This is a genomic window from Planktotalea sp. (genome assembly GCF_049680325.1).
Classification (GTDB): domain Bacteria; phylum Pseudomonadota; class Alphaproteobacteria; order Rhodobacterales; family Rhodobacteraceae; genus Planktotalea.
On sequence record NZ_JBAUHO010000082.1, the window covers coordinates 1 to 7,505 of the forward strand.

The 7,505-nt window shown below is 57.5% G+C and carries 8 protein-coding genes; 1 reads left to right on the forward strand and 7 read right to left on the reverse strand.

Annotation, left to right across the window (positions count from 1 at the left end; genetic code table 11):
- The 7 genes from WBC85_RS03335 to cysG form a co-directional block, all read right to left on the reverse strand.
- On the reverse strand, window positions 1-1,296 hold a 1,296-nt coding region (locus WBC85_RS03335), incomplete at its 3' end, for a pentapeptide repeat-containing protein (RefSeq protein WP_424433256.1).
- A 175-nt stretch (window positions 1,297-1,471) separates the two neighbouring features.
- Entirely contained in the window at window positions 1,472-2,329 is an 858-nt protein-coding gene (locus WBC85_RS03340) for a ferredoxin--NADP reductase (protein ID WP_424433257.1), read from the reverse strand.
- 132 nt (window positions 2,330-2,461) lie between these two features.
- Window positions 2,462-2,827, reverse strand: a complete 366-nt coding sequence (locus tag WBC85_RS03345; protein ID WP_424433258.1) for a DUF934 domain-containing protein — start codon at window positions 2,825-2,827, stop codon at window positions 2,462-2,464.
- Window positions 2,824-3,570 (reverse strand): phosphoadenylyl-sulfate reductase, encoded by a 747-nt coding sequence (locus tag WBC85_RS03350; protein WP_424433259.1) that lies wholly within the window; start codon window positions 3,568-3,570, stop codon window positions 2,824-2,826. Before WBC85_RS03350 ends, WBC85_RS03345 begins: the two co-directional genes overlap by 4 nt.
- Entirely contained in the window at window positions 3,560-5,227 is a 1,668-nt protein-coding gene (locus WBC85_RS03355) for a nitrite/sulfite reductase (protein ID WP_424433260.1), read from the reverse strand. The genes WBC85_RS03350 and WBC85_RS03355 overlap by 11 nt, the downstream gene beginning before the upstream one ends.
- Complete coding sequence (locus WBC85_RS03360) at window positions 5,227-5,526, reverse strand: DUF2849 domain-containing protein (protein WP_424433261.1); 300 nt, start codon at window positions 5,524-5,526, stop codon at window positions 5,227-5,229. The genes WBC85_RS03355 and WBC85_RS03360 overlap by 1 nt, the downstream gene beginning before the upstream one ends.
- Window positions 5,526-6,911: a siroheme synthase CysG gene (gene cysG / locus WBC85_RS03365; RefSeq protein WP_424433262.1), complete on the reverse strand. Its 1,386-nt coding sequence runs from the start codon at window positions 6,909-6,911 to the stop codon at window positions 5,526-5,528. Before cysG ends, WBC85_RS03360 begins: the two co-directional genes overlap by 1 nt.
- 143 nt (window positions 6,912-7,054) lie before the next feature.
- Between cysG and WBC85_RS03370 the strand changes: the two genes are divergently transcribed.
- Window positions 7,055-7,505, forward strand: a 451-nt coding sequence (locus WBC85_RS03370; RefSeq protein ID WP_424433263.1) for an Lrp/AsnC family transcriptional regulator, incomplete at its 3' end; no start/stop codon positions are given.

The following is a 7,505-nucleotide window of genomic DNA, read 5'->3' on the forward strand; positions in this document are numbered from 1 at the left end:
CTGCATTCTCGCGCCTGTGAGGTCAGCCCCCTGCATACTCGCGTCTCTGAAGTCAGCCCCCTGCATCTGAGCATTTTCAAACCTTGCGCCTGCCAATTCATATCCAGACAGGTCCGCGCCGTGCAAATTCGTGTCGCGCAAATCCAGCCGATAGCCGCGATAACTGCCGAGTGATGTTAACCATGCCTTGAGGTCTCGCTGAAAGCTCTCCCATTCTGCCCCCAGTACCGCGTCGTCCTTGCCCTGATACTCTTGGCAGGGCCTATCAAATACGAAAGTATCCGCTGCTTTACCAAGATGCGCTTCCGCCTCCCATTGGCGTTGCTCAGGATTTCGCCGTCCAAGCACCGTCAGCGCAGTCTGAATATCGCTGCGCGGTTTCAGCGTTCGTTTCAGCGCGTCGCTTTTGCTGCGGAAGTCTTTAAGGCGCTCGTTAAAATCCTCCTTCAACGGACCTCGGTCTTCACCTTTTCGCATCTCCAATTCAGGCCAATCCACAGCGCCTGAGGCTGGCGCATTCTCTCGGATATAGGCACAGAGGATTTCCATGACTTGCACATGGTAGTCCTTATTCTCCCGCGCGATCCGCTCTAGCGCATAGATCGATCCGATGCGCACTTCGAGGTTGGGTTCGGTCAGCGCGACATTTGACCAAGCCTCGGTTTTACATAACGTCGCGTTCTCTGGAGGTTCTTGGGCGTCATCTTCCCATTGAAAGGTCGAGAACTCGCCGTCCTCGTCCTTGTTTTTATAAAACACATTGCGCCCGAGGCGGTTCACCTCTTTCTGTGCGCCTAATCCTTCAACCGCTTTGTTGAGCCGATCTGTGACCAACCCTTGCTCGGTTGCTTTGGTATTCGCCTCCAAATTCTTCGTGCGGATCAGCGTGAAAGGAAGGGCGATGATGGCGCTTAGGCCAGCGGTCATGGCGGCGAGGGTGAGCAGATAAAGACGAAAGTCGGCTTTTGACGCACCCAGCAGCATCTGGATTGGATTGCTGCCACCGGGGTCTGAGAGGCGAAGCAGGACTTTGCTTGCCGCGATAAGCGAGAAAACGGCACCGAACAAGAAGGCAACAAACAGGACCGCCCAGAGCGCGGCAAGCGCGACCCTGACGAATGGGTGCATGCGCGTTAGGCCGAACGTGTCCCAAAGGCTTGTGGGCAGGGATGTTCCGCGGGCCTCGCGCTGGACAAGTGATTGGATCAGGTAGAACGCCGCCGTCAATGCGATAAAGATCCATGTGAAGGGATGGGTGACAAGCGCGAGGGCGGTGTTGTCGATGATGTTATCCATGAAGCACCGCCTACTAGTGACAAACTTTGCCTAGCCTAATCTGCAAGGGGAGCGGTGCGCAATCAATGGTTGCGACTTGGCTGTGCGCATTACGTTAACATATTGTTAATAAATGTAAATTGTTTCGCGCGCGAAACAATTGGCGGGCGGGCGTGCTCTCACACAGCCAGCCAGATCAATCCAGAAACGCCTTTTCCACGACATATTGCGCAGGTTTGGAGTTCGCGCCTTCCTCTAGACCCGCTGCCTCAAGCATCGCTTTCAGTTCCAGGTTAAACGCCAGATTCCCGCAGATCATGGCGCGGTCATTTTGCGGGCAGAGCGGCTCAACGCCCAACTCTTTATACGCCTCGCCAGAGTTAATCAGATCGGTGATCCGCCCCATCTTGGCGCTTTGCTCGCGGGTGGTCGTGGGGTAGTATTTGATCTTCTTCCAGAAGCCGTCACCGATGACCTCATTGAGCAGTTCATCATGCTCCAGCGCCTCGATCAACTCGCGACCATAGGTCAACTCGCCAGCTGTGCGGCAGGTGTGGGTGATGATAACCTCGTCGTAATCCTCATAGGTTTGCGGCTCACGCAAGAGCGAGGCGAAAGGCGCGAAACCTGTGCCTGTGGCGAAGAACCAGATGCGTTTGCCGGGGATCAGCGCGTCATGCACCAAGGTGCCAACGGGCTTGGGACGCAGAATGATTTCATCGCCGACCTTGATGTGCTGTAATTTCGAGGTCAACGGGCCATCAGGCACCTTGATCGAATAGAATTCCAGCTCTTCATCCCAAGAGGGCGAGGCGATAGAATAGGCACGCAATAGCGGTTTGACCTTGCCCGTTTTCGGATCGGGATCCCCCATCAGGCCAATCATCACAAACTCGCCCGAGCGAAAGCGCATCGTTGTCGGGCGCGTCATGCGAAACGAAAACAGTCGGTCCGTCCAGTGCTTCACTTCGGTCACAGTTTGCGCATCGGGCAGGGTGGGCATTTTGGGTGCAGCGTCGCTGTCAGATTGGGTCACGGGCGCGATCTCATTCATTTGTGTACAAACGGAATTTAACTCCGTTTCCCCATTTATATCGGTTTCATGCGTTTGGGAAGGGCACTGCGCGCCCTTTGCCGTTCAGGCTATAGATGCTTTTCAGACGTAGCTTCTTTGATGTGGCTCAAATCAGCCGCGAAGGCGTGCCTGATAATCGCCAGCCTGCCAGTCGGCACGGGCAAGCCAGTCACTTTCGGGTTGGCGCGCTGCGAGCGCGTCTTCGATCTCCACCTCGTCAAACCCAGCGCGCCGCGCCATGGCGTATTGATCGGCGATCACATGGCCACGGGCGCGCAAACGACCCTTGTACCCGCGCAAGCGCAACTGCCGCGCGATGGTGAAACCGCGCCCGTCTGCAAAGGACGGAAAGTCGACGCGGATCAGCGTCGCCTCCGCGAAATCAACGTTTAAAGGATCGATGTCGCTGGCAAGGTCATGCACCGCGCCGTTCCAATCTTCGCGCACAAAGCCCGTATCGTTAACCAAAATGCTCATGTCGTTTCTTTCTGTGTCATTGGGCGACGCATCGCTTGCCCGTTGATAAAATGAATGCCGCATTCGACCTTGTCATTGCCGCGCCAGCGGCCAGCGCGTGAATCTTCGCCCTGTGCAACCGGGCTGGTGCAGGGCGCGCACCCAATGGAAAGATAGCCTTTGGCCAAAAGCGGATGCTTGGGCAGGCGGTTCTCTTCCATATAGTCGCGCAGGTCTTTGGGCTGCCAATGGGCCAGCGGATTGATTTTGATAAGCCCGGTGGCTTTGTCCGCCTCGAATACCTCCAATGCGCTACGTGGCCCACCTTGATAGCGTTTGCGTCCTGTAATCAGCGCTGAAAGTCTGGGCATCGCACCGAGCGCGGCTTGCAAGGGGTCGCTTTTGCGCAGGGCGCAGCAGGCATCTGGGTTGGCAATGTGCAAGGCACCGTAGGGATCGCGCGCCTTGATCGCTGCGACATCGCCAGAAATATAGCGCACATTGCGCAGGGCAAGGCGTTCGACCAGCTCCTGCCCGTAAACCAGCGTTTCAGTGAAATGCTTGCCCGTATCAATGAAGAGCACGGGCAGGTCGGGGGCGCTCACTGCAACCAGATGCAACAGCACGGCAGCCTCGGCTCCGAAACTGGACACGAGCGCGATTTCGTCTAGCTCGGGTGCGTCCAGTGCGACAGCCAGCGCTTGCGCCGCGCTGCGCGAGGTCAGGCGCGCGTTGAGGGAACGGGCAAGTCGATCATGCGGCATTGGCCTGTGCCTTTTCCGGATAAAGGGCAGCTTTGAAGGGTGCCATGCCGAGGCGGCGATAGGCGTCGATAAACCGCTCCTCGTCACTGCTGCGCACCTCCAGATAGGCCTCGATTAGACGTTCGATTGCGGGAATGATGCCGTCGGCGGAAAAGCCGGGGCCAGCGCGCTCGCCAATGGCGGCGCTTTGTGTGTGATCCCCGCCAAGGGTAATCTGATAGCTTTCAACGCCTGCGCGATCGAGGCCGAGAATACCGATATGGGCAACATGGTGATGCCCGCAGGCATTGATGCAGCCGGAGATTTTGATCTTGAGATCGCCGATTTCATGTTCCAGTTTGAGATCATCAAAGCGGGTGGCGATCTGTTGGGCAATCGGGATCGAGCGGGCCGTTGCCAGCGCGCAGTAATCCATGCCGGGGCAGGCAATGATATCGGAGATGAGGCCGATATTGGCTGTGGCCAGCCCATGTTCTTTGAGGATGCCATGCAGCGCGGGCAAGTCGGATTTATGCACATGGGGCAAGATTACGTTCTGCTCGTGCGAGATGCGCAATTCGTCATGGCCAAAGCGTTCGGCCAGGTCTGCCAGAACACGCATTTGCGTAGCACTGGCATCGCCCGGGGTGGCACCATGCGCTTTGAGCGAGACTGTGACGATGGCATATCCCTGTGCTTTATGCGGGTGTAGGTTGGTATCCGCCCAGGCGCGGAAAACAGGGTTTTCCGTCCGCGATTTTTCAAAAATCGCGATGTCGCCTTCTTTGAAAGAAGGCGCTGCGAAGTGCTGTTCGATCGCTTTCAGAAGCGTTCGATCAATGCCCGAAAACTGGGCTTTGAGCACTGCGAACCGCTCGTTCACAAGTGCGCGGATCTTCTCCAGCCCGTTTTCATGCACGGTAATCTTGATGCGCGCTTTATATTTGTTATCGCGCCGCCCCAAAAGGTTATAGACGCTTACAATGGCCTCCAGATAGGGCAGCAGGTCTTCGCGCGGCAGAAAGTCGGCGATGACCTTACCCAGCATCGGCGTGCGGCCCAAGCCGCCGCCAACGATGACTTCAAAGCCCTGTACGCCGCCGCGCGTAACCATACGCAAGCCGATGTCATGCGCGCGCGTCACAGCACGGTCATTGGGTGAGCCAGTCACCGCGACCTTGAACTTGCGCGGCAGAAACTGGAATTCGGGGTGATCTGTGGACCACTGACGGATCAGCTCGGCAATCGGGCGCGGATCGGCGATTTCATCGGCGGCGGCACCTGCGAAATGATCGGCGGTGACATTGCGGATGGTGTTGCCGGAGGTCTGGATCGCATGCATTTGTACAGTGCCCAGATCGTCCAGCATATCGGGAATATCGCGCAGGTCCGGCCAGTTGAACTGGATGTTCTGGCGCGTGGTGAAATGGCCGTAGCCTTTGTCATAGGTTTGCGCCAAATGTGCCAGCATCCGCATCTGCGCGCCGTTCAGCGTGCCATAGGGGATGGCGACGCGCAGCATATAGGCGTGCAACTGCAGATAGACGCCGTTCATCAGGCGCAGGGGCTTGAATTCATCCTCGGTCAGATGGCCTGCGATGCGCCGTTCAACCTGATCGCGGAACTGCGCGTTGCGGCTGGCGAGAAAGCTTTTGTCGAAATCGGTATAGGCATACATCAGAGTTGCTCCTGTTTGCCGTGGGCATAATTGGATGGACCTTTGCGGCGGAAAGCTTCGCGAAAATGTGTAGGTTCTGGCCCGTTCGGCCCTGCGCGCATGTCTGCGAGGTAGGCCCCGACCACAACGCCTGTCTGTGCTTCTGCCTGAAGGAGGCGCAGGTCTGCGTCGCCTTCATCCGTCAACAACACCGCTTCGCTTAAATCGCGGGACCAGCGGTCATCGTTGGTCAAATAAACGACGTCGCCTTCCAGCAGCGCGTTGGCGGTGACGACCTTTGGGGTGAAGATGCTTGGCATTATGCGAATTCCTCTTGTGGGTGCGCGGCGAGGGCGTTGGCGGCCCCGCGCGGGGTGAGGCCAAGAAAGATGACGGCAGGACCAGCGATATCGCTGATGTCTGTCAGGGTTTCGAGCGTGGCGGCATGGATACGTTGATCCGCGCGCGAGGCATTTTCGATCACAGTGACCGGCGTCAAACGATCCGCGCCATGCATGAGCAGGCGACCCTGCACAAAGCGCGCAGCTTTCTTGCCCATGTAGATCGCGGCAACCGCATTCGGTTTGGCAAGCGCGCTCCAATCGTGATCTGCAAAGCCTTGCATGTCGTGCCCGGTCAGAAACCGCACCGAGCCGTTGCGCCCGCGCCGCGTAAAGCTTTGCCCGATGCTGGCCACAGCGGCAGACGCAGCGGTGATGCCGGGGATGATCGTGTAGGGCAGGGCATATGCCTCGCAGGTTTCGATTTCTTCATCGAGGCGGCCAAAGATTGTTGGATCGCCCGCTTTGAGCCGCACGACCTGCGCGCCGTTTTGCGTATGTTGCGCGATAAGTGCATTGATTTCTTTTTGCGCTGTCGAGGGGCCAAAACCTTCTTTGCCAGCATCCACGATAACCGCTTCACGGCGGGCAAGTTCGAGGATTTCGCGGGTGACGAGACGATCGTGGATAATCACGTCGGCCTCATCAATCGCCTTACGGGCTTTCAGGGTCAGCAGTTCGGGATCACCCGGGCCTGCGCCAACAAATGAAACATGAGCCGGTCGCGCTTTGCCGGAGAGATGCGTGTCTAGCGTTTCGTTGAGCGCGGCATCAATATGGTCTTTGCCGAGTTGCATGGCCGCGGGGCCGGTGTGGAAATAATACTCGCGCCAGAAATCGCGGCGTGCGCGCCCCATTGGCAAGGCATCGGCGATCTTGCGGAAAGACTTTCCGAAGCGCGCGAGGGTGCCGAGAGAGGCGGGGAGGCGTTCCTCCAGATCGGCCTTGATCGCGCGCGCAAGCACCGGGGCTGCGCCTTCGGTTCCGATAGCGATTGTGACGGGATCGCGATCCACGATGGCGGGGGTGATAAAGGCGCTATCGTGCAGATTGTCGACGATGTTGAGCATAACGCCTGCGCCGTGGGCAATGTCGGCTGTGGCGCTGTCGTGATCGACGTCCTCATCCGCCGCATAGATAAGCGTCGCGCCTTGAGCGTCGCGCGTTTTCAGGGCGCGTTTGTGCAGTGTAAGCCTGCCCTCGCGCGCCCAGGCGGTGATGTCATGGGCCGGGTTCGGGGTGAAAACGTGCAGATCGGCAGTGGTTTTGAGAAGCAGGCGCAGTTTCGCCAAGGCTGCATCGCCGCCACCCGAAAGCAGCACTTTGCGGCCTTTGAGGGCGACGAAGATGGGGAAGTGATCCATTGGGCGGGCTCCGGTGCTAAATTACACCCTCAATATAGGACAATATTCCAATAATCGGCTAGGTATGCACGGTTGAAAGGGAAGATGTTTGCAATTTGATTGGATAGCGGGATATGTGTTCCAAAACAGAAAAGGGGCTGCGAATGTCTGTTCGAATAGATGATACGGATCGGAAAATTCTACGTGCGCTGCAGGTGGATGCGGATCGCTCGCTTGATGAAATTGCCCGTGAAGTCGGCTCGTCCAAGACGCCGGTTTGGAACCGGATTCGCAAAATGCGCGAGGCGGGCATTATTGGCGCGCAGACCGTGAAACTGGATGCAGAGGCGCTTGGGTTTGAAGCCTGCTTCTTTGTATTGATCCGCACGTCAGAGCATGATGCGGGCTGGCAGGCTGCCTTTTTGATGGCGCTGCGAGATCGCCCGGAGGTGCAGGAAGCGCATCGTTTGGCGGGGGATATTGATTACATACTAAAAGTTCGGGTGCAGAACGCGCGCGCCTATGATGTGTTCTATCAAGCGCTGATTTCCGAGGTGAAAGTGCATAATGTGACGGCGCTTTTGTCGATGGAAGAGATCAAGAGCACATCTGCTT

What these genes read in the sequence shown, in the direction of transcription:
- WBC85_RS03340 (WP_424433257.1), bottom strand. Translation starts at nt 2,329, where the DNA reads ATGAATGAGATCGCGCCCGTGACCCAATCTGACAGCGACGCTGCACCC.
- WBC85_RS03345 (WP_424433258.1), bottom strand. Translation starts at nt 2,827, where the DNA reads ATGAGCATTTTGGTTAACGATACGGGCTTTGTGCGCGAAGATTGGAAC.
- WBC85_RS03350 (WP_424433259.1), bottom strand. Translation starts at nt 3,570, where the DNA reads ATGCCGCATGATCGACTTGCCCGTTCCCTCAACGCGCGCCTGACCTCG.
- WBC85_RS03355 (WP_424433260.1), bottom strand. Translation starts at nt 5,227, where the DNA reads ATGTATGCCTATACCGATTTCGACAAAAGCTTTCTCGCCAGCCGCAAC.
- WBC85_RS03360 (WP_424433261.1), bottom strand. Translation starts at nt 5,526, where the DNA reads ATGCCAAGCATCTTCACCCCAAAGGTCGTCACCGCCAACGCGCTGCTG.
- cysG (WP_424433262.1), bottom strand. Translation starts at nt 6,911, where the DNA reads ATGGATCACTTCCCCATCTTCGTCGCCCTCAAAGGCCGCAAAGTGCTG.